The organism is Nocardioides sp. TRM66260-LWL (assembly GCF_020075545.1).
In the GTDB taxonomy this organism is placed as follows: domain Bacteria; phylum Actinomycetota; class Actinomycetes; order Propionibacteriales; family Nocardioidaceae; genus Nocardioides.
The window spans coordinates 28,766-52,100 of the sequence record NZ_JAIQZK010000008.1 but is presented as its reverse complement, the minus strand read 5'-3'; the positions used below and the strand labels follow the sequence as shown (position 1 = coordinate 52,100).

Annotated in this window: 20 protein-coding genes; 10 read left to right on the top strand and 10 right to left on the bottom strand. The window is 74.9% G+C overall.

Features of this window, described 5'->3' with window-relative positions:
• Positions 1 to 2: 2 nt before the first annotated feature.
• From K8Z61_RS16015 to K8Z61_RS16000, 4 genes are all read right to left on the bottom strand, one after another.
• Positions 3 to 794: an anti-sigma factor domain-containing protein gene (locus K8Z61_RS16015; RefSeq protein ID WP_224130971.1), complete on the bottom strand. Its 792-nt coding sequence runs from the start codon at positions 792 to 794 to the stop codon at positions 3 to 5.
• Positions 794 to 1,408 carry an ECF RNA polymerase sigma factor SigK gene (gene sigK, locus K8Z61_RS16010; RefSeq protein ID WP_224130969.1) on the bottom strand — a complete coding sequence of 205 codons (615 nt, stop codon included), beginning with the start codon at positions 1,406 to 1,408 and terminating at the stop codon, positions 794 to 796. The genes K8Z61_RS16015 and sigK overlap by 1 nt, the downstream gene beginning before the upstream one ends.
• 40 nt (positions 1,409 to 1,448) lie before the next feature.
• Positions 1,449 to 2,105: a fasciclin domain-containing protein gene (locus K8Z61_RS16005; RefSeq protein ID WP_224130967.1), complete on the bottom strand. Its 657-nt coding sequence runs from the start codon at positions 2,103 to 2,105 to the stop codon at positions 1,449 to 1,451.
• A 216-nt stretch (positions 2,106 to 2,321) separates the two neighbouring features.
• Entirely contained in the window at positions 2,322 to 3,974 is a 1,653-nt protein-coding gene (locus K8Z61_RS16000; protein WP_224130966.1) for a molybdopterin-dependent oxidoreductase, read from the bottom strand.
• 119 nt (positions 3,975 to 4,093) lie between these two features.
• On the opposite strand from K8Z61_RS16000, the gene K8Z61_RS15995 reads away from it, so the two are divergent.
• From K8Z61_RS15995 to K8Z61_RS15965, 7 genes are all read left to right on the top strand, one after another.
• Positions 4,094 to 4,870, top strand: coding sequence for an enoyl-CoA hydratase-related protein (locus K8Z61_RS15995; protein WP_224130965.1), 777 nt, complete (start codon positions 4,094 to 4,096; stop codon positions 4,868 to 4,870).
• Between the two features lie 289 nt (positions 4,871 to 5,159).
• Positions 5,160 to 7,352, top strand: a complete 2,193-nt coding sequence (locus K8Z61_RS15990) for a UvrD-helicase domain-containing protein (protein ID WP_224130963.1) — start codon at positions 5,160 to 5,162, stop codon at positions 7,350 to 7,352.
• Between the two features lie 139 nt (positions 7,353 to 7,491).
• Positions 7,492 to 9,420, top strand: a complete 1,929-nt coding sequence (locus K8Z61_RS15985; protein WP_224130962.1) for an anthranilate synthase family protein — start codon at positions 7,492 to 7,494, stop codon at positions 9,418 to 9,420.
• Between the two features lie 47 nt (positions 9,421 to 9,467).
• Positions 9,468 to 10,046, top strand: coding sequence for an aminodeoxychorismate/anthranilate synthase component II (locus tag K8Z61_RS15980; RefSeq protein ID WP_224130960.1), 579 nt, complete (start codon positions 9,468 to 9,470; stop codon positions 10,044 to 10,046).
• Entirely contained in the window at positions 10,043 to 11,365 is a 1,323-nt protein-coding gene (locus K8Z61_RS15975) for an anthranilate synthase component I family protein (RefSeq protein WP_224130959.1), read from the top strand. The genes K8Z61_RS15980 and K8Z61_RS15975 overlap by 4 nt, the downstream gene beginning before the upstream one ends.
• A 73-nt stretch (positions 11,366 to 11,438) precedes the next feature.
• Positions 11,439 to 12,887 carry a glucose-6-phosphate dehydrogenase gene (gene zwf, locus K8Z61_RS15970; protein ID WP_224130958.1) on the top strand — a complete coding sequence of 483 codons (1,449 nt, stop codon included), beginning with the start codon at positions 11,439 to 11,441 and terminating at the stop codon, positions 12,885 to 12,887.
• Positions 12,888 to 12,937: 50 nt separating this feature from the next.
• Complete coding sequence (locus K8Z61_RS15965; protein ID WP_224130956.1) at positions 12,938 to 13,339, top strand: hypothetical protein; 402 nt, start codon at positions 12,938 to 12,940, stop codon at positions 13,337 to 13,339.
• Positions 13,340 to 13,347: 8 nt separating this feature from the next.
• Here the strand turns inward: K8Z61_RS15965 and K8Z61_RS15960 are convergent, their stop codons facing one another.
• From K8Z61_RS15960 to K8Z61_RS15935, 6 genes are all read right to left on the bottom strand, one after another.
• Entirely contained in the window at positions 13,348 to 14,238 is an 891-nt protein-coding gene (locus K8Z61_RS15960; RefSeq protein WP_224130954.1) for an acyl-CoA thioesterase domain-containing protein, read from the bottom strand.
• Between the two features lie 9 nt (positions 14,239 to 14,247).
• Entirely contained in the window at positions 14,248 to 15,705 is a 1,458-nt protein-coding gene (locus tag K8Z61_RS15955; protein WP_224130953.1) for a HAMP domain-containing sensor histidine kinase, read from the bottom strand.
• On the bottom strand, positions 15,702 to 16,424 hold the full coding sequence (locus K8Z61_RS15950; protein WP_224130951.1) for a response regulator transcription factor: 723 nt from the start codon (positions 16,422 to 16,424) through the stop codon (positions 15,702 to 15,704). Before K8Z61_RS15950 ends, K8Z61_RS15955 begins: the two co-directional genes overlap by 4 nt.
• A 70-nt stretch (positions 16,425 to 16,494) precedes the next feature.
• Positions 16,495 to 17,025 carry a low molecular weight protein-tyrosine-phosphatase gene (locus K8Z61_RS15945; RefSeq protein ID WP_224130950.1) on the bottom strand — a complete coding sequence of 177 codons (531 nt, stop codon included), beginning with the start codon at positions 17,023 to 17,025 and terminating at the stop codon, positions 16,495 to 16,497.
• Positions 17,026 to 17,028: 3 nt separating this feature from the next.
• Positions 17,029 to 17,418 carry a phage holin family protein gene (locus K8Z61_RS15940; RefSeq protein ID WP_224130948.1) on the bottom strand — a complete coding sequence of 130 codons (390 nt, stop codon included), beginning with the start codon at positions 17,416 to 17,418 and terminating at the stop codon, positions 17,029 to 17,031.
• 60 nt (positions 17,419 to 17,478) lie between these two features.
• Positions 17,479 to 18,162, bottom strand: a complete 684-nt coding sequence (locus K8Z61_RS15935) for a GntR family transcriptional regulator (RefSeq protein WP_224130947.1) — start codon at positions 18,160 to 18,162, stop codon at positions 17,479 to 17,481.
• Between the two features lie 86 nt (positions 18,163 to 18,248).
• Between K8Z61_RS15935 and K8Z61_RS15930 the strand changes: the two genes are divergently transcribed.
• The 3 genes from K8Z61_RS15930 to K8Z61_RS15920 all read left to right on the top strand — a co-directional run bounded on the left by K8Z61_RS15930 (position 18,249) and on the right by K8Z61_RS15920 (position 23,329).
• Positions 18,249 to 19,223 (top strand): dimethylarginine dimethylaminohydrolase family protein, encoded by a 975-nt coding sequence (locus K8Z61_RS15930; RefSeq protein ID WP_224130945.1) that lies wholly within the window; start codon positions 18,249 to 18,251, stop codon positions 19,221 to 19,223.
• 10 nt (positions 19,224 to 19,233) lie between these two features.
• Positions 19,234 to 19,830, top strand: a complete 597-nt coding sequence (locus K8Z61_RS15925) for a VanZ family protein (protein WP_224130944.1) — start codon at positions 19,234 to 19,236, stop codon at positions 19,828 to 19,830.
• A 160-nt stretch (positions 19,831 to 19,990) separates the two neighbouring features.
• Entirely contained in the window at positions 19,991 to 23,329 is a 3,339-nt protein-coding gene (locus tag K8Z61_RS15920; protein WP_224130943.1) for a DUF2126 domain-containing protein, read from the top strand.
• Positions 23,330 to 23,335: the final 6 nt, after the last annotated feature.

The following is a 23,335-nucleotide window of genomic DNA, read 5'->3' as shown; positions in this document are numbered from 1 at the left end:
GATCAGACCTTGGTCAGCGGGAATCGGATGGCGGTGTCGAGGCTGGGCTGCGGCGAGCCGCCCTCGGGCTCGGTGGTGATGCCGATGGCGGTGGCCGTGGAGGCGTCGCCGGTGAGCAGCACGGTGGCGTCGGCGCCGGCGGGCAGGAACCCGGCGGCGACCATCCGCTCGTCGTGCTGGAGCCACAGCTCGTAGACCATGCCGGGAGGCAGGTCGCCGAGGCCCTCGGCGCGGAGCACGGCCTGGCCGAGCTCGCGGGACACGGTGACGACGGCGCGCGCGCCGCCCTTGATCGTGTACGTCTGGGTGCGGGCGTCGGGAGCCTGCAGCACGCGCTGGACGCCGGACTCGGTGATGACCGGCTGGCCGTCGCGACCGCGGTCGACCAGCGGCTGCACGACCGTCGCGCCCAGCCCGAGGGCGGCGACGACGGCCGCGGCGGCGGCCAGCGCCGGCACGCGGCGACGGCGGAGCGGGACGACGGGCGCGAGGTCGCGGGCCTCGGGTGCCGCGTGGCCGTGGTCGCCGCGGACCACGGGCGCCGGAGCGGCCTGGCCGGTGAGCGGCGGGAGCGGACGGAAGAGGGCGATCTCGGCCATGACGCGCTCGCGGAGCGTGTCGGGCGCGGAGAGCGGGGAGGCCGACTCGATGAGCAGGCTGGCGGCCTCCTCCAGCGAGGCGACCTCGTCGCGGCAGGTCGGGCAGGTCGCGAGGTGTCGCTCGAAGCCGGCTCGCTCGACGTCGTCGAGCGCGTCCACTGCGTAGGCGCCGGAGAGCGCGTGGATGTCGCTCATCAGCCTCCCACTCCCATCGTGTCGCGCAGCCGGATGAGTCCATCGCGGATGCGGGTCTTGGCGGTGCCCACCGGGAGCCCCAGCAGGCTGGCGACCTCGGTGTGCGTGTATCCCCCGAAGTAGGCCAGCTCGAGCGCCTCGCGCTGGACCGGGGTCAGGGTGTTCAGGGCGGCGCGGACGCGCCGGGCCTCGAGGCCGGCGTGGGCCGCCTCGGCGGTGGCGTCGTGCGCCACCGGCTGGTTGTGCTGGTGGTACGAGGTGTCGCGACGGGTCGCGGCCTCGGCGGAGCGCACCCGGTCTACCGCCTTGCGGTGGACGATGGTGAGCATCCAGGCGAGCGGGCTGCCCCGCTCGGGGTCGAACCGGCCGGCCATCCGCCAGATCTCGAGGAACGCCTCCTGGGCGACCTCCTCGGCCTGGGCCGGATCGCGGACCACGCGCACGGCCAGGCCGTACACGCGTGCCGACATCGCCTCGTAGAGCCGGCCGAAGGCCTGCTGGTCGCCCCGGGCGGAGCGCTGCAGGTGCTCGGCGAGCTCGGCGTGGGAGTCGGCGGGGGCCGTGGCCGGCGTCTCCGGGGAGACGCCGGCCACGGACTGCCGAGGTTCGGTCATGGACTGAATCCTCTTAGGGTCTGCCTCGATCAGGCAAACGTCACTTGGCGCCGACGAGCACCTTGTCGATGACGTAGACCGTGGCGTTCTTGGTGGGGATGTTGCCGCAGAGGACCTTGGCGGTGACCTTGGCGTCCTTCACGGTCACGCCGGCCGAGGTGTCGCCCGCGACGGTGAGCTCGTCGCCGTTGACGGTCTTCTGGGTGCCGATGACGTCCTGCGGGTTCAGGTTCTCGGGGAGCACGTGGTGCGTGAGGACCTTGGTGAGGAGCGCCTTGTCCTTGAGGACGGCGTTCAGGGTGGCCGAGGGGACGGCGGCGAACGCGTCGTCGGTGGGCGCGAACACGGTGGCGGCCTCGAGGCCGTTGAGGGTGTCGCCCAGGCCGGCGATGCCGACAGCCTTGACCAGCGTCTTGAGCAGCGGGTTGTTGCTGGCGGCGGTCGCGACCGGGTCGTTGACCATGCCGTCGAACGAGCCCTTGCCCGAGGTCGGGACGGCCGAGCAGGCGGGGCCGAAGACCTGGGCGCCGGCGCCCTCGGCGGCGGCCGACTCCGACGGCGACGCGGCGGCGGAGGTCTCGCCACCGGCGGCGGTGTCGGACGCGTTGTCGTCGCTGCCGCAGGCCACGAGGCCGAGGGCGAGGACGGCGGTGGAGGCGGCGATGGCGCCGGTACGGCGGAGGGTGGTGCTCTTCATGGGGCTTGCCTTCCGTGTGGCTTTCGATCGGGAGTGATCCCGGGGACTGACATCTGGTCTTCGCCACCGCCCCAAGGACGGATTGGTCGAAGGGGTGGGTTTTTACCTGCGGACGCGACAACGGCCCGTCCCCGGTGCCGGGGGACGGGCCGCTGCGCCGTCGCTGCGCCGCTGTGTGCCTCGCGGGACGCTGCAGACGCGGGGAGGGTGCCGTCGTCAGCTGACGTTGACGAGGATGTTCTGGATGCCGCTGGAGCCCTCCGGGAACGGCAGCATCTGCACGGCCGACTGCTCCTCGCCGTTGCCGCTGATCGCGCGGGCCGAGACCGAGTGCTGGCCGGAGGTGGCGTCCCACTCGTAGTACCACTGACGCCAGTAGTCGCTGTTGACGTCGGGGCCCATGGTGGCGTCCTCCCAGGCGCCGCCGTCGATGCGCACCTGCACCTTCTCGATGCCGCCGCGCTGCTGGGCCCAGGCCACTCCGCCGACCGTCTGCTTGCCGGGCTGGAGCATCTGCAGCGCGCGGGGCAGGTCGATGCGGGTGGAGATCTTGATCGGGGCGTCGGTGGCCCACTTGCGGTCGGTCCAGTAGGCGGTCTCGGCGGCGTAGGTCGTCAGCGTGAGCTTGGTGACCCACTTGGTGCCGGAGATGAAGCCGTAGAGACCGGGGACGATCATCCGCGCCGGGAAGCCGTGCTCGCGCGGCAGGGCGGTGCCGTTCATGCCGATGGCGATCATCGCGTCGCGGCCGTCGGTGGCGAGGTCGAGCGGCGTGCTGATCTTCATGCCGTCGAAGTCGGTGGAGAGGATCTGGTCGGCCTGGTCGCCGACGCCGGCCATGTCGAGCAGGTCGGTGAGCCGGACGCCGAGCCAGCGGGCGGCGCCGACGTACGGGCCGCCGACGCTGTTCGAGACGCAGGTCATGGTGATGTCGCGCTCGATCAGCTCCATGCCGAGCAGGTCGTCGAAGGTGAGCTCCAGCTGGTTGCGGACGTCGCCGTCGATGGTGAGCGTCCAGTCGCCGGCCGAGAGCACGGGCGTGTCGAGCCGGGTGTCGACCCGGTAGAAGTCGGCGTTGGCGATGCGCAGGGGCGTGATGCCCTTGATCTTGCTCTCCAGGCCGGTCGGCAGCGGGGGCGCGGGGCTGGACGGCGTGGGCAGCGCGATGTCCTCGGGCCGCGAGCGGTAGGAGTTGATGAACCGGCCGACGCCGCCCATGGCGCCGGCGAGCACGGCGAGCACGCCGCCGGCGATGAGCACGCCGCGTCGGCTGGCACCGGCCGGCTGCGGGGCCGGCTCGTCGGGCGCGCGCAGTCCGCGGGCGACCTCGGGCGAGACGGCGGGCTTCGGGGCGGGCGAGCGACGCGGGAGGACGGGCAGCCCTTGGCCGGCGCGGATCAGGACGCCGAGCGCCAGGACGCCCGCGATCGCGGCGACCAGGCTCGGGACGGCGTCCTCGAGGCCCGCGGTCGGGCGGGTGAGGGCCGCGGTGGCCGCCACGGCCACCAGCAGCACCAGGAAGCCCGCGCCGTAGGCGAGGCGGCGGCGCGCCAGGAAGCCGGCGAGCGAGGAGACCAGCAGCACGACGACCATGACCGAGCCGATCAGGATCACCTTGTCGTTGCTGCCGAAGTTGCGGATCGCCCACTCCTTCATCGGCGTGGGCGTAGCGTCGATGACCGCGGAGCCGACCGCCAGCACCGGCGAGGACGCCGGGATCAGCAGGCTCGCGACCAGGTGACCGGCGGCCATGCCGACCAGCGTCGCCAGGACGCCGGCGAGGCCCAAGCCGAGCCGTCCGAGCACGCGACCGCCACGGGTGGTGTCGGTTGCCGGGGTGGTGCCGGGTGCGGGGTCTCGTGACGTCATGCAGGGTGTTCGCCGCCGACGGGGCGATCGGATGGGGTGGGCCCCGTCCGACGACGATGTCGACCTCCGGGGTGAGGCGGACCACCTGCTCGGGGCCCGCACGCGGCAGGATCGGCCCCGTGAACGAGACCTCCGTCGACAGCCCCCCGCCCGCCGTCCGGGTGCACTACGAGGTGGCCGGCGCGGTCGCGACCGTCACCCTCGACTCCCCCCACAACCGCAACGCCCTCTCGCGGGCGCTGGTCGGCGGTCTGGTCGACGCGCTGCGCCGCGCGGACGCCGACGACGCCGTCCGGGTCGTGGTGATCGCGGCCACCGGCTCGGTGTTCTGCTCCGGGGCCGACCTGAGCGAGGCCGGCGCGGGCTCGATGGAGGAGGGCGCGCAGGCGATCGTCGACCTGCAGCGGCAGATCCTCACCCTCGGCAAGCCGGTGGTGTGCCGGCTCCAGGGGGCCGTGCGCGCCGGGGGCACCGGCATCGTCGCCGCCGCCGACGTCGCGATCGCCGCCGAGCGGGCGACCTTCGCGCTCACCGAGGTGCGGCTCGGCCTCGCCCCCGCGGCGATCTCGCTGACGGTCCTGCCGCGGATGACCTCGCGCGCCGCCGCGCTCACCGCCCTGGGCGGCGAGCCGTTCGGCGCCCGCGAGGCCGCCGCCATGGGCCTGGTGACCGAGGTGGTGCCCGACGCCGAGCTCGACGCGCGGGTGGCGGCCGTCGTCGCGACCCTCGCCGCCGGCGCGCTCCAGGGCCTGCGCGAGACCAAGGCGCTGCTGGTGCGCGAGATCGTCGCCGACCTCGACGCTCGCGGCGCCGACCTCGCCGCCCTCTCCGCCCGACTCTTCGCCTCCGACGAGGCCAAGGCCGCGATGACCGCATTCCTCACGCGGGGGCGGTGAGTCCCATCCGTCCCGGGCGTCCCGGGCGTCCCGGGCGTCCCGGGCGTCCCGCAAGTGTGCAGGTTTCCCCGGATGTCCGGGGAAACCGGACGTTGTCAGGCGAAGTTTCCCCTGACAACGTCCAGTTCTCCCTGATATCCGGGGAAACCGGCGGCCCACCGGCACCCGGCCGCGCCGACAGCGGCGCGACGGCGTAATCTCGGGTGCCCGCGACGCGCGGTCGTGGGCGGTCCGGCCGGGGCGCTGCGTCCCGGCGGGCACCCGCACGGGGCACGGAAGGCAGCACGGCATGACCGAGGACGTGGCGGCGGCGGAGACCGCCCGCGAGCAGGCGTTCGTCGACCGGGTGCACGCCCAGCTGACGGCGTCGACCCAGCAGGCGCAGCAGCTCGCGCGGGAGGGCCACGAGCGCGGCCGGCTCGGACACGAGGGCGGCCTCGTCGAGCGCGACGCCATGGTCTTCCAGGCCGCCAAGCGCATCGCCCAGCTCGACGCCGCCCACGAGGGCCTGGTGTTCGGCCGGCTCGACCTGCGGCCCGAGCTCGACGGCGAGCCGCGCTACATCGGTCGCATCGGCCTGCGCGACGACGAGCGCGACTCGCTGCTCATCGATTGGCGCGCGCCCGCGGCCGCGGTGTTCTACCAGGCGACGGCCGCCGAGCCGCACGGCGTGCTGCGCCGCCGGGTGCTGCGCAGCAAGGGCCGCACCGTGCTCGGCGTCGAGGACGAGCTGCTCGACGCCGAGGCGCTGGAGGCGTCCGGGCTGGACCTGCCGATCGTCGGCGAGGGCGCGCTGATGGCCCAGCTCTCCCGCGCCCGCGACCGCTCCATGCACTCGATCGTCGCGACGATCCAGGCCGAGCAGGACCGCGCCATCCGCGCGCCCGCGAAGGGCGTCGTCGCCATCTCGGGCGGCCCGGGCACCGGCAAGACCGTGGTGGCGCTGCACCGCGTCGCCTACCTGCTCTACAGCGACCGGCGACGCTACGAGTCCGGCGGCGTGCTCGTCGTGGGTCCCTCGGGCGTCTTCATGCGCTACATCGAGCGCGTGCTGCCCTCGCTCGGCGAGACGGCGGTGGCGCTGCGCTCGCTCGGCGAGGTCGTCGACGGCGTCCGCGCGGTGCGCCGCGACGAGCCCGCGGTCGCCGACGTCAAGGGCTCGGCGCGGATGGCCGAGGTCATGCGTCGGGTCGCCCGCCAGCAGGCCCCCGGCAGCCCCGACGAGTTCCGCGTCTTCTACCGCGACGACGTGCTGCGGCTCGACCGCGGCACGCTCGGCCGCGTCCGCCGCAGCCTGATGTCGCAGGGGCGCCGCAATCGCCAGCTGCCGCGCGTCCCGCAGGCGCTGCTCGACCAGCTGTGGCGGCAGGTGCGCAGCGAGCGCGGCCGCGAGCGGGGGCGGGCGGCGTTCGACGAGGACCTGCGCTCCGACGAGCGGTTCCTCGCGTTCGCCGCCGCCTGGTGGCCGGCGCTGGAGGCGCGGGAGGTGCTCGACTGGCTCCGTGAGCCCGAGCTGCTCGCCCGGGTCGCCGACGGCGTCCTGACCGCCGAGGAGCAGCGGCTGCTGCTGAAGTCGTGGGAGCAGGGCCACGTCGACCTCTCGGTCGAGGACGTGCCGCTGCTCGACGAGCTGCGCTACGCGCTCGGCGACGTGCCCTCGCGCGCGGAGGACGACACCGCGCTCGACGACACCGGCCTGCTCGACGGCGGCCGCGACGTCAGCGAGCTGATGACCGCGGCCGACCGCGAGTTCTCCTCGGGGCGCGGCTGGACCCCGCCGACCTACCGGATCGACGACGACCCGTTCGCCCACGTCCTCATCGACGAGGCGCAGGACCTCACGCCGATGCAGTGGCGGATGGTCGGTCGCCGCGGCCGCACCGCCACCTGGACGATCGTCGGCGACCCCGCGCAGTCGTCCTGGCCGGTGCCCGCCGAGGCCGAGGCCGCCCGCGCAGAGGCACTGGAGAAGAAGGTCGTCCACGCCTTCCACCTCTCCACCAACTACCGCAACTCCTCGGAGATCTACGCCTACGCCGCCGCCTACGCGCGCCGGGTCGGGCTGGACGCCGATCTGCCCACGGCCGTGCGTTCCACCGGCGTCGAGCCCCTCGAGCTGAGCGACGAGCCCGACCTCGAGTCGGCCGTCCGGGCCGCGGTGGTCGACCTGGCCGGCCGGGTCGAGGGCACCGTCGGCGTCGTCGTGCCGGTGGCGCGCCGGGCCGAGGCCAACGCCTGGCTCGCGTCGTGGCCCGAGCTGGCCGACGACGCCCCGCACGCCCGGGAGTCGATCGCCGCCAGCGGCGCGCCGTCCGGCGACGACCGGGTGGTCGTGCTCACCGGCCTCGACACCAAGGGCCTGGAGTTCGACGGCGTCGTCGTCGTGCGTCCCCAGGAGATCGAGGACGAGTCCGCCACCGGACGCGCCACGCTCTACGTCGTGCTCACGCGAGCCACGCAGGTGCTGAGCGTGGTGGGGTGAGCGGAGGGGCGGAGCGCGCAGTTTCATCGGCTGACCGATGAAACTGTCGCCTGCACGGTGAAGTTTCATCGTCCAAGCGACAGTTTCGTCGGCTGACCGACGAAACTCGCCACCCACGCGCCCCACTAGGCTGCGCCCCATGACCGACCCCGTGACCCGCGCCCGCGACGGAATCGAGGCGATCCGGGGTCAGGAGGCGTGGGCGATCATCCGCCGCTCGACCCGCGCCGGCGATCGCGACACCGTCGGGCTGCTGGGCGGACGCCGCAGCGTGGTCGAGTCGCTGCTGGACGTGCCGCTGGAGGAGGGCCCGCCCGAGCCCGGACGCGTGGCCGACCGGCTGCTGGCGGTGCCGTTCCGGCAGGTGCGCGAGCGGGGCTTCGAGGCGCACGACGACGGCGCGCCGCTGGTGGTCGTCGACGTCGACGTCGAGATCGAGTGCAGCGTCGAGGACGTCATCGCGGCCATCGAGCCGGTGCCGGTGGAGTTCGTCGACCGCGGCGGGTTCGAGACCTCCGACGAGGAGTACGCGCAGGTCGTCGAGCGGATCATCCGCGACGAGATCGGCCAGGGCGAGGGCGCGAACCTCGTCGTCGGCCGGCACTACCGCGCGCAGGTGGCCGACTGGAGCGCCGACGTCGCGCTCACCGTGCTGCGCCGGCTGCTCCAGCGCGAGCGCGGCGCGTACTGGACCTACGTCCTCTTCACCGGCGACCGCTACCTCATCGGCGCCAGCCCCGAGCGGCACGTGTCGATCCACGAGGGCGACGTGCGGATGAACCCGATCAGCGGCACCTTCCGCATCCCGCGCGCCGCCGCGGGGGCGCCGGCACCGTCCGAGGCCGAGGTCAAGGCCCGCCTCCTGGAGTTCCTCGCGGACGAGAAGGAGGTCTACGAGCTCTTCATGGTGGTCGACGAGGAGCTCAAGATGATGTGCGACATCTGCTCCGAGGGCGGCCAGGTGCTCGGCCCGTTCCTCAAGCCGATGACCCACCTCATGCACACCGAGTACCTGCTCGCGGGCCGCACCGACCGCGACCCCCGCGCCGTGCTGCGCGACACGATGTTCGCGGCCACCGTCACCGGCTCCCCGGTCGAGAACGCCTGCCGCCTGATCAAGCGCTACGAGACCGAGGGACGCGGCTACTACGGCGCCGCGCTCGCGGTGCTGGGGCGCGACGCCGAGGGCGGCGCCGTCGTCGACTCGCCGATCGTCATCCGCTCGGCCGACGTCGACCTCGACGGTCGGCTGAAGGTGACGGCCGGGGCGACGCTGGTGCGTGACTCCGACCCCGCCTACGAGGTCGCCGAGACCCACGCGAAGGCCGGCGGCATCCTCAGCGCCCTCGGCCTGGTCGACGCGCCCACCGTGCCGGCCGCCGACGTCGCGCGGCTCGCCGCCGACGAGGACGTCCTGCTCGCCCTGGCCGCCCGCAACCGGCGGCTCTCGACCTTCTGGCTCACCGACCAGGAGGGCGGCGACCCCGACCCGCGCCTGGCCGGCAAGCGGGTGGTGATCCTCGACAACGAGGACGACTTCGTGAACATGCTGCGCCACGTGCTCGGCGTGCTCGGCCTGGCCACCGACGTCGTGCGGCACGAGGACTACCGCGACGGCGTGCTCGACGGCTACGACCTGGTGATCGTCGGCCCCGGCCCGGGCGACCCGCGCGACGGCGAGGACGCCAAGATCGCCACCGTCCGGCGGGCCGTCGACGCCCTGCTGGCCGCCGGCACCCCGTTCCTGGCCGTCTGCCTGGGCCACCAGACCCTCTGCGAGCGGCTCGGCCTGCCGCTGCACTACAAGGACATCGTCTTCCAGGGCACCCAGGCGACGCTGAGCGTCGAGGGCCGCCGCGAGCGCGTCGGCTTCTACAACACCTTCGTCGGTCGGGTCGGCGAGGGCGGGCTGCCCGACGGCGTCGAGGTCGACGCCGACCCCGACACCGGCGACGTCCACGTGCTGCGCGGCCCGCACTACACCGGCATCCAGTTCCACGCCGAGTCGATCCTCACCGAGCGGGGCGACGAGCTGCTGCACGCGATCGTCGCGCGCCTGCTCGCCTGAGCCGGCGCGGGGCGGACGTGGGGGGCGCCGGGCCGGACGTGCCGGACGTGGTGGTGGTCGACCACCACGACTCCTACACCTGGAACCTCGTGCACCTGATCGCCGGCGTCACCGGCGTCGTCCCGACGGTGGTGCAGCACGACGAGGTCGACCCCGCGACGGTGCTCGCCCACGACCACGTCGTGCTCTCCCCCGGACCGGGCCGGCCCGACGACCCCGCCGACTTCGGCGTCGGCCGCGCCGTGCTCGAGGCCGGCGCGCGTCCGGTGCTCGGCGTCTGCCTGGGCCTCCAGGGCATCGTGACGACGTTCGGCGGCGCCGTCGGACGGGTCGCGCCCGGACACGGGGTGCTCGCCGAGATCGAGCACGACGCCCGCGGCCTGTTCGCCGGGCTGCCGCAGGGGTTCGCGGCCGTCCGCTACCACTCGCTCGCCGCGCTGAGCCTGCCGTCCTGCCTGGAGCGCACCGCCGTCGACCGGCTCACCGGCCTCACCATGGCCGTGCGCCACCGCACGCTGCCGATCGCGGGCGTGCAGTTCCATCCCGAGTCGATCCTCTCCGAGCACGGCGCGCGGATCGTCGCGGCCTTCCTCGACCCCGCCTTCGGCACCGGGACGGCGCCGTGAGGCTCGACGCCGACGCGCTCGCCCGGACCTTCGCCGACGTCGCGGCCCGCCACGACCGCTGCGCCTGGCTCGACGGCGGCGGCGCCCGCGACTGGTCCGGACGCCGCTCGATCCTCGCCTGGTGCGAGCCCGACGACGTCTCGCTGACCTACGACGCCGGCCGCCGCGAGGTGCTGCGCCATCGGGACGGGCGCGCCGAGGTCGTCGGCGACGACCCCTTCGTCGTCCTGCAGGCCGAGCTGGACGCCGGCCCGCGCGACGCCCACTGGCTCGGGTGGTTCGGCTACGCGTCCCGTCCCGACCTGCCGGCGCGAGTCCCGACCTCCGAGGACGCCGCGCACGTGCCCGACGCGGTGTGGATGCGCCCGTCCCACCTGCGGTTAGTCGACCACCTCCCCGACGAGCAGCGCGCCGTCCCGCCAGAGCCGGCGCGACCGAAGCCCGCGCCACCGGGGTCCGCGCACGAGGCTCCCCCGGCGGGCTACCGGCGGGCGTTCGCGCAGGTGCAGGAGCGGCTCCACGCCGGCGACACCTACGAGGTGAACCTGACGATGCGGCTGCGGGCGGCCGCGGACCTCGACCCGGCCTCCGCCTACCTGCGGCTGCGAGCGCTCAACCCGGCGCCGTACGCCGGCTTCCTCCAGCACCGCTCGCCCGTGCCGGGCGCCACCGGCTGGCTGCTCAGCAGCAGCCCCGAGCGGTACGCGCTGATCGGACCCGAGGACCCCGCCGCCCCCGACGGCCCCCGCCGGCTCGAGACCAAGCCGATCAAGGGCACCCTGCCCCGGCTCGCCGAGCCCGACGCGGACGCCTCGCAGCGGGAGCGGCTGCGCTCCGCACCGCGGTTCCGCGCCGAGAACCTCATGATCGTCGACCTGCTGCGCAACGACCTGTCCCTGGTCTGCGAGCCCGGCACCGTGGAGGTGCCGGCGCTGATGCAGGTCGAGACCTACGCGACCGTGCACCAGCTGGTCAGCACCGTGCGCGGCCGCCTGCGTCGCGACGTCCCGACCGTCGCGGCGCTGCGGGCGCTCTTCCCGGCCGGCTCCATGACCGGCGCCCCGAAGCTGCGGACGATGAGCGTCATCGCCGAGGTCGAGGCCGACCCCCGCGGCGTCTACTCCGGCGCCTTCGGCTGGATCGGCGCCGACGGCCGGGCCGACCTCGGCGTGGTCATCCGCAGCCTCACCACCGCGGGCGACGGCACCTGGCAGGTCGGGACGGGCGGGGGCGTCACGGTGCTCTCCGAGGTCGCCGACGAGCACGCCGAGGCGCTGCTCAAGGCCGCCCGCGTGCTGCGGGTGCTCGACGACGCCTGATCCGGACGCCTGACCCGCGCCCCTCCCCTCGGGCGTCACCACGCCGCAACATCGGCGGTCTACGGTGAGCGGCATGGAGGAGAAGCCCCACGTCGTCGTGCTCTTCGGCGCCACCGGCGACCTGGCCCGCCGCAAGCTGCTGCCCGGCCTGTTCCGGCTGCACGAGGCCGGCCTGCTCAACGACGCGCGCATCGTCGGCACCTCGCTGGAGGACGTCGACACCGAGGCGTTCGTGAAGATCGCCCGCGCGGCGATCGAGGAGTTCGGCAAGGGCGCGCTCACCGAGGCCGGCTGGGCGGCGTTCAGCGAGATGCTCACCTACGTGCCGCAGGCCGCGGGGCCGGGCGCGCTGGCCGACGAGGTGCGCCGGGTCGAGGAGCAGCTGCCGGGCGCCCTGGACGACAAGCGCCGCCTGCACTACCTGAGCGTGCCGCCCAAGGCCGCGCTCGACGTCGTCCGCCAGCTCGACGAGGCCGGGCTGGTCGAGCGCAGCCGGATCATCATGGAGAAGCCGTTCGGCACCGACCTCGCCTCCGCGATCCGGCTCAACGCCGCCGTGCACGAGGTGTTCGACGAGTCGCAGGTCTTCCGCATCGACCACTTCCTCGGCAAGGAGGCGGCGCAGAACATCCTGGCGTTCCGGTTCGCCAACGGCCTCTTCGAGCCGATCTGGAACCGCAACTTCATCGACCACGTGCAGATCGACGTCCCCGAGACCCTCGGGCTCGAGGGCCGCACGGTCTTCTACGAGGCCACCGGCGCCTACCGCGACATGGTCGTCACGCACCTCATGCAGGTGCTCGCGTTCATGGCGATGGAGCCGCCGACCTCGCTGACGCCCGGCCCGATCAGCGACGAGAAGCTCAAGGTCTTCCGCTCGATGCGACCCCTCGAGCCGGGCAACGTGGTGCGCGGCCAGTACACCGGCTACCGCGGCAAGGAGGCGGTCTCCGACCACTCCGACACCGAGACGTTCGTGGCGCTGAAGGTCGAGATCGACAACTGGCGCTGGGCCGGTGTCCCGTTCTTCCTGCGCACCGGCAAGAAGCTCGCCGAGGGCGCGCGGATCATCTCCATCGCGTTCAAGGAGCCCCCGCTGACGATGTTCCCCAAGGGGTCGAACGTCGGCACGCAGGGGCCCGACCACCTCACCTTCGACCTCGCCGACCAGTCGAAGATGTCGCTGTCGTTCTACGGCAAGCGGCCCGGCCCCGGCATGCGGCTCGACAAGCTGTCGATGCAGTTCGCGACCCACGACACCGCGGACGCCGGGCAGGTGCTCGAGGCCTACGAGCGGCTCATCCACGACGCGATGCGCGGCGACCACACGCTGTTCGTCAGCGCCGCCGGCATCGAGGCGCTGTGGGAGAAGTCGATGCCGCTGCTCGAGCACCCGCCGCCGGTGCGCAGCTACCAGCCGGGCTCGTGGGGGCCGAACGCGATCCACCAGCTGATCGCGCCGCACGCCTGGCGGCTGCCGTTCGAGCGGTCGTGGCGCGACCCGAACCTGATGGCCCAGTAGCGATCGCGGGCGGGGCGTGACCTCGGCGGGCGGACGTCGTTGAACGGGACGTGAGCGCGCGGTCGTCCCTCCTCCCCGCCCGCCGTCCCGGTGCTCCCGCCGGGGCGGCTGCCTCGACCCTGCCGACCCCGCCCGTTCTGCCGGGTGGTCGGCGGGACGACCGCGCGCGCTCGCTCGCGGCCTCGGCCGGCCTGCTCGGCCTGGTCGGCGTGGCGTGGGTCGTGCTCGCGGTGCTGCTGCTCACCGGCATCGGCGTCTCGCCGGTGCTGCTGGAGCGGGTGCGCGACGACCTGCCGCTCTTCGGCTCCGGCGCCGTGCTCGGCGCCCTCGGCTGCGGCGTGCTCGCCTGGTCGGCGTCGGGCCGGCTCACCCGGGCGACCCTGACGATCGCCGCGCTCGGCTCGCTGCCCGCCTGGGCCGCGGCCGCCTCGGCGCTGTCGCTGCGCTTCTGACCCGGCGCTCAGGCCCCAGGCTCGGTGCGCCCCTCCTCGCCGACGCGCACGCCCGCGAAGTCGATGGCCCGACGCAGGTTCGACAGTCCCGTCACGACCACGCTGCCCAGCGGCCCCCGGCGGTCGCAGACAGCCACGGTCGCCACGACGACGCCGTCGACCTCGAGCCGGTCGATGACCGTGAGGCCCAGCGAGACCCCCTCGGGCTCGCGGACGAGGGTGAGGGTGAGGTCGGCGTTGATGTGCTGCACGCCGTCGGCGCCCCAGTTGGCCACCAGGTTGGCGCCGTCGGCGGCGGCTGCGGCGGCGACGAACGGCGTGCGCGGCTGCCCGTCGACGACCGTGGGCACGGTGGTCCACTGGCTGTGCTGGCCGGCGTTCTGGTGCTCCTTGAACCGCTGGCTCCACTCCCCGCCGCTGCGGAAGAACGGGACGTGCGGGTCGGTCGTCGGCGGGGCCACCTCGACCGGCGGCGCGGCGGGACGCTCGAGGTCGGGCGCCCAGGTGCGTCCGGGCGCGTTCTCGGTGGGCTTGAGGAAGGTCGCCGAGGCGCGGGCCACCGGCTCGCCGTCCTGCTCGAGCACGACGTCGACGAGCAGCAGCCGGCCGCCGGAGCGCAGCACCTCGGCGCGGGTGGTGCACGGCGTCATGCGGACGGGACGGAACAGGTCGACGCTCCACCGGGCCGGGCGCAGCTCCTCGCGTCGGCCGTGGACGACCACCGCCTGCTCGGCGGCGTGCGCGAGCAGGCCGCTGACCGCGACGCCGTGCGCCTGCTCGGCGCTCCAGCTGCTCTGCGCCAGCCACAGCGGCCGGTAGCCGGCCTCGTCCGGGGCGAAGAAGGCGAAGGGCTCGCCCGCCTGGGCGTCGTCGGGCTGCCGGGCGAGGGAGGTGGGCACCGGCGCAGGCTAGCGCTCGCCGGGCTCCGCCGGATCGCCGGGCAGGGCCAGCACGAGCCGCGCGCCGCCCGCGGGCGAGCGGTCGGCCCGGACGCTGCCGGAGTGCCGGGCGGCGGTCTGCGCGACGATCGAGAGGCCCAGCCCCGAGCCGGGCATCGAGCGCGACTCCTCCGCGCGCCAGAACCGCTCGAAGACCCGCTGACGGTCGGCCTCGGCGATGCCCGGGCCCTCGTCGTCGACCGTGAGGACGCCGCGGGCCAGCTCGACCCGCACGGTGGCCTCCGGCGGGCTCCACTTCACCGCGTTGTCGAGCACGTTGGTGTACGCGCGCTCGATCGCGGCGGGGTCGCCGACGACCACCCAGGGCTCGGAGCGCACCTCGATCTCGACGCCGGGCGGCGTGCGGCGGCGGACGCGGGCCACGGCGCTGTCGAGCACCTCGGTGAGCTCCACCGACTCGATCACCTGCGCGAGCGGCTCGTCGCGGGCCAGCTCGACGAGATCGCCGACCAGCGTGCTGAGCTCCTCGACCTGCGCGCGGACGTCGTCGAGCAGCTCGGTGCGGGCCTCCTCCGGCAGCGTCATGCCCGAGCCGCGGGCCTGGTCGAGCAGGTCGAGGTTGGTGCGCAGGGAGGTCAGCGGGGTGCGCAGCTCGTGCCCCGCGTCGGCCACCAGGCGCCGCTGCCGGTCGCGGGAGGCGCCCAGCGAGAGCAGCATCTGGTTGAAGGCGCCGGAGAGCCGGGCGATCTCGTCGTCGCCCTGCACGGGGATCGGCGTGAGGTCCTCGGTGCGGGCGACCTCCTCGGCCTTGGCCGTCAGCAGCCGCACCGGACGCAGGCCGTTGCGGGCCACGCCCCAGCCGGCCGCGGCGGCCACCAGCACGCCCAGCGCGCCGACGACCAGCGCGACGATGCCGAGCTTGGCCAGCGTGCGCTCGGTGGCGGTCATCGGCTGGGCGACCATCAGCGCCTGGCCGACCTGGTTGCCGGCCACCGTGGCCACCCGGTAGTCGATGCCGTCGACGGTGATCGTGCGGATGCTCGGCCCCGTCTGCCGCATCGCGACGCGGTACTCCGGCAGGTCGGGCTGCGGCAGCGGCGAGCCGTCGCCCACGCTGTAGGCGTTGAGCCGGTTGCCGTTGACCTTGAGGAAGATGATCTGCACGTCGGCCGCGCCCAGCGCCCACGACGGCAGCTTCTGGGTGACGGAGTACTCCCCGACGAAGCCGGCCGACGCCGCCGCCTGGGTGCGCTCGAGCAGCGAGTCGTCCAGCGTGTTGTACATCTGCACGCGGGCGGTGGCGTACGTGGCGGCGACGACGATCGTCACCGCGAAGCCGACCGCGACGGTGGTCAGGAGGATCACCCGCCCGGCCAGGGTGCGGCGCTCGAGCCGGCGGTCGCTGCGGCGCCGCCACCACGCGCGTCCTCGGGCCAGGGCGGCGGGCGCCGCCTGCGCGGGGGTCACGTCTCCTTGAGGACGTACCCGACGCCGCGCACCGTGTGCAGCAGCCGGGCCTCGCCCTCGGCCTCGGTCTTGCGGCGCAGGTAGCCGACGTAGACCTCGAGGGAGTTGGCGGTGGTCGGGAAGTCGTAGCCCCAGACCTCCTCGAGGATGAACGAGCGCTCCAGCACCCGGCGCGGGCGGCGCAGGAACATCTCGAGCAGCGCGAACTCGGTGCGGGTCAGCTCGATCAGCCGCTCGCCGCGATGCACCTCGCGGCTGGCGAGGTCCATGGAGAGGTCGGCGAAGGAGAGCACCTCGGAGGGGTCCTCGGTCGACGGCGCGACGCGACGCAGCAGGGCGCGCAGCCGGGCCAGCAGCTCCTGCAGCGCGAAGGGCTTGGTGAGGTAGTCGTCGGCGCCGGCGTCGAGGCCCTCGACCCGGTCGCCGACGGCGTCGCGGGCGGTGAGCACCAGGATCGGCAGGTCGTGGCCGGCCTGGCGCAGGGCCTTGGTGGTCTCGATGCCGTCGAGCCGCGGCATCATCACGTCCATGATCACGACGTCGGGGTGCTGCCCGCCGGCGCCCAGCCGGGCGAGCGCCTCGGCGCCGTCGGAGGCCATCGCGACCTCGTAGCCGTTGAACTCCAGGGAGCGGCGCAGGGACTCGCGCACCGCGCGGTCGTCGTCGACGACGAGCACGCGCGGCTTGGCGGCGGGGGCGCCGGACGTGGGACCACTCACGCGGGCCATGCTGCCAGGCGGGACTGAGCGGCGTCTGAGACGTCTGAGAGTCGCGCCCGTGCCGCTCGGCTCAGACCGCGTCGAGGTCGAGCCGCTCGAGCGCCGCGACCAGCGCGGCCGAGGTGCGCTCGACCATCGCGAGCACCTGCTCGAAGCCCTCGGGCCCGCCGTAGTAGGGGTCGGGGACGTCGCCGGGGCCGAGCGGGTCGGCGTCGCGGTAGGCCCGCAGCCGGCCCTCGGCGCGGGCCTGCTCGCCGCCCGGCAGGGCGGTGAGGTCGGCGAGGTTGTCGGCGTCCATGGCCAGCACGAGGTCGTCCTCGGCCAGCCACGCGGGCCGCACCTGCTGCGCGCGGTGCGCCGAGGGATCGTGGTCCGCGGCGATCAGCGTCGCGGCCGCGCGGCGGTCCATCGGGTCGCCCGCGTGCCAGCCGCCGGTGCCGCCGCTGCGCACCTGGACGCGGGCGGCGAGGCCGGCGTCGTCGAGCATCTCGGCCAGGACGACGTCGGCCATCGGGCTGCGGCAGATGTTGCCCAGGCAGACCATCGCGATGCGGTAGCGGCCCGGGGTGCGCGGGGCGGGGAGCGTCAGGGGCGACGGCACCGCTCAGTCCTCGCCGACGAAGCCGTCGACGATCCAGGTGACGATCGTGATCAGGATCGACCCGATCAGCGCGGCGCCGAACCCGTCGACGCGGAAGCCGATGTCGAGCGCGTCGGCTACCGCCGAGGTGAGCAGCAGCATCGCCGCGTTGATGACCAGCAGGAACAGCCCGAGGCTGAGGACGATGAAGGGGATCGAGAGCAGCGTCAGCACCGGCTTCACGAAGGAGGTGACGACGGTGAGGATCGCCGCCACGACCAGCAGCGGGACGATCTTGTGCTCGATCTCCGCCGAGCCGCTCGACGGGCCGGAGAAGCGGATGCCGGCCACCAGCCAGGCCGCCACCGCGAGGGCGACGACGGTGGGCACGAAGCGGGACACGAGGCGGGTCATGGGGTGATCCTGCCGTAGGGGCGGGTGGGCCGGCGCCCCGTCGGTCTCCCCGGGCCGCCGTCAGGCGCCGAGGGCGAGAGCCGCGAGGATCGCGGTCTCGGCGCCGGCCAGGTGCGCGTCGAGGAAGGTCAGCGCGTCGTCGAGGCGGCCGGCGTCGAGCAGCGCGACGAGCTCGGCGTGGGTGTCGGCCTGGTCGTGGGCGTTGCGGCGGATGCGCTCGACCTGCGCGAGCGCCAGGCGCAGCTCGCGGACGAGGCTCTCCTGCATCGCGACCAGGCGGGGCGAGCCGGTGAGCTCGACGAGCGCGACGTGGAAGGCCAGGTGCCGGGCGTTGAGCTCGCGGTAGCCGGCGCCGTCCGCGACCGCGCCGGTGTAGGCCGCCAGGCGCTCCCGGACGTGGGCCCGCGCGGCCTCGTCCGCCTGCGCCCAGGCGCGCACCCCGGCGCCCTCGAGCACCAGGCGGGCGTGGCAGAGGTCGGAGACGGCCTCGGCGTCGGGGATCGCCACGCTGACGCCGCGGTTGGGCTCGCGGACCGCCAGGCCCTCGGCGACGAGCAGGGCCAGCGCCTCGCGGACCGTCGAGCGGGAGACGCCGAGGCTGCCGGCGAGCGCCACCTCGCGCAGGGCCGTCCCCGACTCGAGCTCGCCGTCGAAGATCGCGCGGCGCAGCTCCTCGGCGACGCGGTCGACCGTCGTGGAGAGGTCGACCTGCAGGCCGGCGAAGACATCGGGGGCGGGGGTCACCGGACGAAGCCTACCGTTGTAGGATTGTCGGACAATCTGGCAATCCGCGCGATCCGCGGGGCGCCACCTGCCGGAGGGAGCCCGTCATGACCACCACGCCCATCAGGCCGACGCCGTCACCGTCGAGCGCGGCGCCGGAGCACGTCGAGCCGCTGGCCTGGGGCCGCCACTACGCGATGGTCGAGCCGCGGCACTTCCGCATCGAGTACGTCATCAACCCGTTCATGGACCCCGCCCGGCAGCCCGACCCGGGGCGCACCCTCGAGCAGTGGCACCGGCTGGTCGCGACCCTGCGCGGGCTCGGCGCGCGGGTCGACGTCCTGCCCCAGCGCTCGGACTCCCCCGACATGGTCTACGCGATGAACCTCGGGCTCGGGCTGGTCGACCGCGGCCGGGCCGACGGCGAGGCGCGTCTGCTGCTCTCGCACATGCGCTACGCCGAGCGCCGGCACGAGACCGACTCCGCGCGGGCCTGGTTCGGCGCCGCCGGCTGGCACTGCGACGAGCTCGGGCGCGACGGCGTCGGGCCCCACCTGGAGGCCGGCGACGCGTTCGCCTTCGGCGACGCGCTCGTCGTCGGGCACGGACCGCGCACCGAGCTGCGCGCCCTCGAGCCGCTCGCGCGGGCCCTCGACGTCCGGGTGCGGGGGCTGCGGATCACCCACCCCGGCATGTACCACCTCGACCTCGCCTTCTGCCCCCTCGACGAGCGGCGCGCGCTCGTCTGCCCCTCCGCGCTCGACGACGCCTCGGCCCGCGCGCTGCTCGACCTCGTCCCCGAGCCGCTGGTGCTCACCGAGGAGGAGGCGCTGACGACGTTCTGCGCCAACTCCGTGGTCGTCCCCGCCGCGCGTCCCGGCGACCGGGCGACCGTCGTCATGCCGGCGTGCCCCGACCGGGTGCGCGCCCGGCTCGAGGAGTGGGGCTTCGACGTGGTGCTGGTCGACGTCTCGGAGCTGCACCTGGGCGGCGGCTCGATCCGGTGCCTGACCAACCCGCTCGACGTCACCCTCGGGCGGGACCTCCCCCGGGTGCCCGGCGGGGAGGTCGTGCTCGCGTAGCCTCGCCCGGGTGTTCCCGGTCGGTGGCGTCCCCGTCATGCTGCTCGGGGCGGCCCTCTCGGGGCTCCTGCTGGCGGCGCTCGCCGTGCTCGCGCGGCGTCGGCTGGGCCCGACGCTGGCGATCGTGCTCGCGGCGCTCGCGTGGAGCCTGGTGGTCGTCGGCCTGGTGACCCTGATCCCGGCGCAGGGCGCGCCCGGCGTCGTCTACGCGGACGCGCGCCTGCCCGGCTGCTCCTTCGACGTGGGCGGGCCGGCACCGCAGGGGTTCTGGATCTTCGGCTCCGGCCAGCGGGCGCTGAACACGGCGCTGTTCGTGCCGTCCGGCGTGCTCGTCGTCCTGCTGGCAGGGGCGCTGGCCGAGCGCGCCGGACGGAGCGGACGCCTGCGGCCGCGGCTGCTGGCCTGGGCCGTGGCGCCCCTGGGGCTGGTGGTGCTGGTCGTGTACTCCGCGGGCATCGAGCTCACCCAGCTGGAGCTGGCCCGGCTCGACCGCGCGTGCGACGTCACGGACGTGATCGACAACGCCACCGGCGCCGGCCTGGGCGTGGCGCTCGGGCTGGTCGCGCTGGGGCTCGGGGCGCTGGTGCGGGCCGCTCGCCGCATGTAACGCGGGGTTCAGCCACTCTGTGCGCCCCATATTGAGGGTGCACAGATGCGGCGAACCCCGCGTTACATGCCGTGCGGGCCACCCGACACGTCACACCGACGAGACCGGGGGACCCACCCGCTTCACCTCCCCGCAACACGGGTCGGCCACCCTGGGGCGCATGTCGATCAAGGTGGCCCTCGAGCACCGCACCACCTACGCGTTCGCCGAGCCGGTGGCGGTGGCGCCCCACGTGGTGCGCCTGCGGCCGGCGCCGCACTGCCGGACGCCGATCGAGGCGTACGCGCTGCACGTCGAGCCGGCCGAGCACTTCGTGAACTGGCAGCAGGACCCGTTCGGCAACTGGCAGGCCCGCCTGGTCTTCCCGAAGCCGACGGACCGGCTCGAGATCACGGTGGGCCTCGTGGCCGACCTGATGGTGATCAACCCGTTCGACTTCTTCGTCGAGGAGTCGGCCGAGCGGTTCCCCTTCGACTACGACGAGGCGCTCGCCGCCGACCTCGCCCCCTACCTGCGCCCGGTCGAGGACGCCGAGGACGCCGCCGCGTTCCGGGAGGGCCTGGCCGTCCTGCGCACCCTGCCGGACGACGGCCTGCCGACCGTGCAGCTGCTCGCCGACGTCAACCGGGCCGTGCACGAGGCGGTGGCCTACAGCGTCCGGATGGAGCCGGGCGTCCAGACCCCCGACGAGACCCTGCGCCTGGCCGTCGGCTCGTGCCGCGACTCCGCGTGGCTGCTCGTCGCGCTGCTGCGCCAGCTGGGCCTGGCGGCGCGGTTCGTCTCCGGCTACCTGGTGCAGCTGGCCGCCGACCAGGAGTCGCTGGACGGGCCGAGCGGGCCGGCCGAGGACTTCACCGACCTGCACGCCTGGTGCGAGGTCTTCGTGCCCGGCGCGGGCTGGGTCGGGCTCGACCCCACCAGCGCGCTGTTCGCCGGCGAGGGCCACCTGCCGCTCTCGGCGACCCCGCACCCGAGCGCGGCCGCGCCGATCGAGGGCGCCACCGAGCCGGTCGAGGTGACCTTCTCCTTCAGCAACGAGGTGCGCCGCGTCCACGAGGACCCCCGCGTCACGCTGCCCTACACCGACGAGCAGTGGGCGCGCATCGACGCGGTCGGCGAGGCGGTCGACGCCCGGCTCGCGGCCGGCGACGTCCGGCTGACGATGGGCGGCGAGCCGACCTTCGTGGCGCTGGACCGTCCGGTCGACCCCGCCGATCCCGCCGCCGCGCAGTGGGCCACCGACGCCGACGGCGCGCAGAAGCGGGAGCTGGCCGGACGCCTCGCGCAGCGCCTCTTCGAGCGCCACGCCACGGGCGGCCTGGTGCACCGCGGCCAGGGCAAGTGGTACCCCGGCGAGCCGCTGCCGCGCTGGAGCATCGCCCTGCAGTGGCGCGCGGACGGCGTCCCCCTGTGGGAGGACCCCGGTCTGCTGGCCGACCCGTGGTCGCCCGACGGCGTCCGCACGACCGCCGACGCGCACGCCGTCGGCGTCGCCCTGCTCGCCGAGCTCGACCTGCCCGAGGAGCACCTGCTCGCCGCGCACGAGGACCCCCTGGCCGCGCTGGTCGAGGAGGTCCGTCGCCCCGTCGGCGCGCGGCCGGACCCGCACGACGACGAGGGCGCCGACGCGGCGCGGGTCGCCGAGCTCGACGCCGCCCAGCAGGCCGGCCACGACCCCGCGGGGTACGTCCTGCCGCTCACCACCGGCGAGGAGGGCTGGACGGCGCCGCGCTGGCGGTTCCGCCGGGGTCGCCTGGTGCTGACGCCGGGCACCAGCGCCGTGGGCCTGCGGCTGCCGCTGGACGCGATCGCCTGGACGCCGCCGCCCGCCGAGGCGCAGCCGACGACCCTGGCCCCGGCCCCGCTCCGCGCCGAGCCGCCCGAGCCGCCCCCGGTCGCCGAGGCCGCGGCGGACGACGTCGCCCGCACCGCCGTGGCCGTCGAGGCCCGCGACGGACACGTGCACGTGTTCCTGCCGCCGGTGGCGCGCCTGGAGGACTACGTCGCGCTGGTGCGCCTGGTCGAGCGGGCCGCGGCGCGGGCCGGCGTCCCGGTGGTGCTCGAGGGCTACCAGCCGCCGCCGGACCCGCGACTGCGCGTGCTCTCGGTGACCCCCGACCCCGGCGTCGTCGAGGTCAACGTGCAGCCCAGCGGCTCCTGGGCCGAACTGCGCGAGCTCGCCGAGGGCCTGTACGAGGAGGCGCGGCTGGCCCGCCTGACCACCGAGAAGTTCGACCTCGACGGCACCCACACCGGCACCGGCGGCGGCAACCACCTGACGCTCGGCGGCCCGACGCCGGCCGACTCCCCGCTGCTGCGGCGTCCGGCCCTGCTCGCCGGCCTCGTGGCGACCTGGCAGCGGCACCCGAGCCTGTCGTACCTGTTCTCCGGCCGGTTCGTCGGCCCGACCAGCCAGGCGCCGCGCTTCGACGAGGGCCGCCCCGAGGCGGTCGGCGAGATGGAGATCGCGCTGGCCGAGATCGATCGCATCACCGCCGCGCTGGACGCCGACGGCCTCGAGCCGCGGCCCTGGCTGGTCGACCGCGCGCTGCGCCACCTGCTCACCGACCTGACCGGCAACACCCACCGCAGCGAGCTGTGCATCGACAAGCTGTACTCCCCCGACTCCGGCCGCGGCCGCCTCGGGCTCCTGGAGCTGCGCGGCTTCGAGATGCCGCCGCACCCGCGGATGGCCCTGGTGCAGGCCCTGCTCGTCCGCGCGCTGGTGGCGCTGACCTGGGAGCGGGCCGAGCGCGGGGAGCGCGCCCCGCTCGTCCGCTGGGGCACCCGGCTGCACGACGACCTGCTGCTGCACGAGGGCGTCCGCCGCGACGCCCGGGCGGTGCTCGACGAGCTGCGCTCGGCGGGGCTGGCGCTGGAGGACGCCTGGCTCGAGCCGTTCCTGGAGTTCCGGTTCCCGCGGCTCGGGGTCGCCCGCGTGCCGGCCGCCGACGTCGAGCTGGAGCTGCGCGCGGGCATCGAGCCGTGGCTCGTGCTGGGCGAGGAGGCGACCGCGGGCGGCACCGCCCGCTACGTCGACTCCTCGGTCGAGCGGCTGCAGGTCACGGTGCGTGGGATCGACCCGCGGCAGCACCTCGTCACGTGTCAGGGTGTGCCGGTGCCCCTGACCGCCACCGACCGACCCGGCGAGCACTACGCCGGCGTCCGGTACCGCGCGTGGCAGCCGTGGTCGGCGCTGCACCCCTCGATCGCGGTGCACGCGCCGCTGCACCTCGAGGTGGTCGACGTCCACGCCGGCGTCAGCCTCGGCGGCGCGACCTACCACGTGACGCATCCCGGCGGCCGGGCCTACGCGACCGCGCCGGTCAACGCCGCCGAGGCCGAGGCGCGGCGTGCCCGGCGGTTCGAGGCGCACGGCCACACGTCCGGACGCGTCGACGTCGCCGCGCTGCGCGAGGCCGCGCTGCGCGCCGCCAGCCCGGAGCACCCCCGCACGCTCGACCTGCGCCGGGTGCCGGCGCGCCCGCCCCGGACGTGATCCGCC

Bases quoted from the DNA above. Each gene is read 5' to 3' on its own strand.
- K8Z61_RS16015 (WP_224130971.1), bottom strand. From the start codon at position 794: ATGAGCGACATCCACGCGCTCTCCGGCGCCTACGCAGTGGACGCGCTC.
- sigK (WP_224130969.1), bottom strand. From the start codon at position 1,408: ATGACCGAACCTCGGCAGTCCGTGGCCGGCGTCTCCCCGGAGACGCCG.
- K8Z61_RS16005 (WP_224130967.1), bottom strand. From the start codon at position 2,105: ATGAAGAGCACCACCCTCCGCCGTACCGGCGCCATCGCCGCCTCCACC.
- K8Z61_RS16000 (WP_224130966.1), bottom strand. From the start codon at position 3,974: ATGACGTCACGAGACCCCGCACCCGGCACCACCCCGGCAACCGACACC.
- K8Z61_RS15990 (WP_224130963.1), top strand. From the start codon at position 5,160: ATGACCGAGGACGTGGCGGCGGCGGAGACCGCCCGCGAGCAGGCGTTC.
- K8Z61_RS15985 (WP_224130962.1), top strand. From the start codon at position 7,492: ATGACCGACCCCGTGACCCGCGCCCGCGACGGAATCGAGGCGATCCGG.
- zwf (WP_224130958.1), top strand. From the start codon at position 11,439: ATGGAGGAGAAGCCCCACGTCGTCGTGCTCTTCGGCGCCACCGGCGAC.
- K8Z61_RS15940 (WP_224130948.1), bottom strand. From the start codon at position 17,418: ATGACCCGCCTCGTGTCCCGCTTCGTGCCCACCGTCGTCGCCCTCGCG.
- K8Z61_RS15930 (WP_224130945.1), top strand. From the start codon at position 18,249: ATGACCACCACGCCCATCAGGCCGACGCCGTCACCGTCGAGCGCGGCG.
- K8Z61_RS15920 (WP_224130943.1), top strand. From the start codon at position 19,991: ATGTCGATCAAGGTGGCCCTCGAGCACCGCACCACCTACGCGTTCGCC.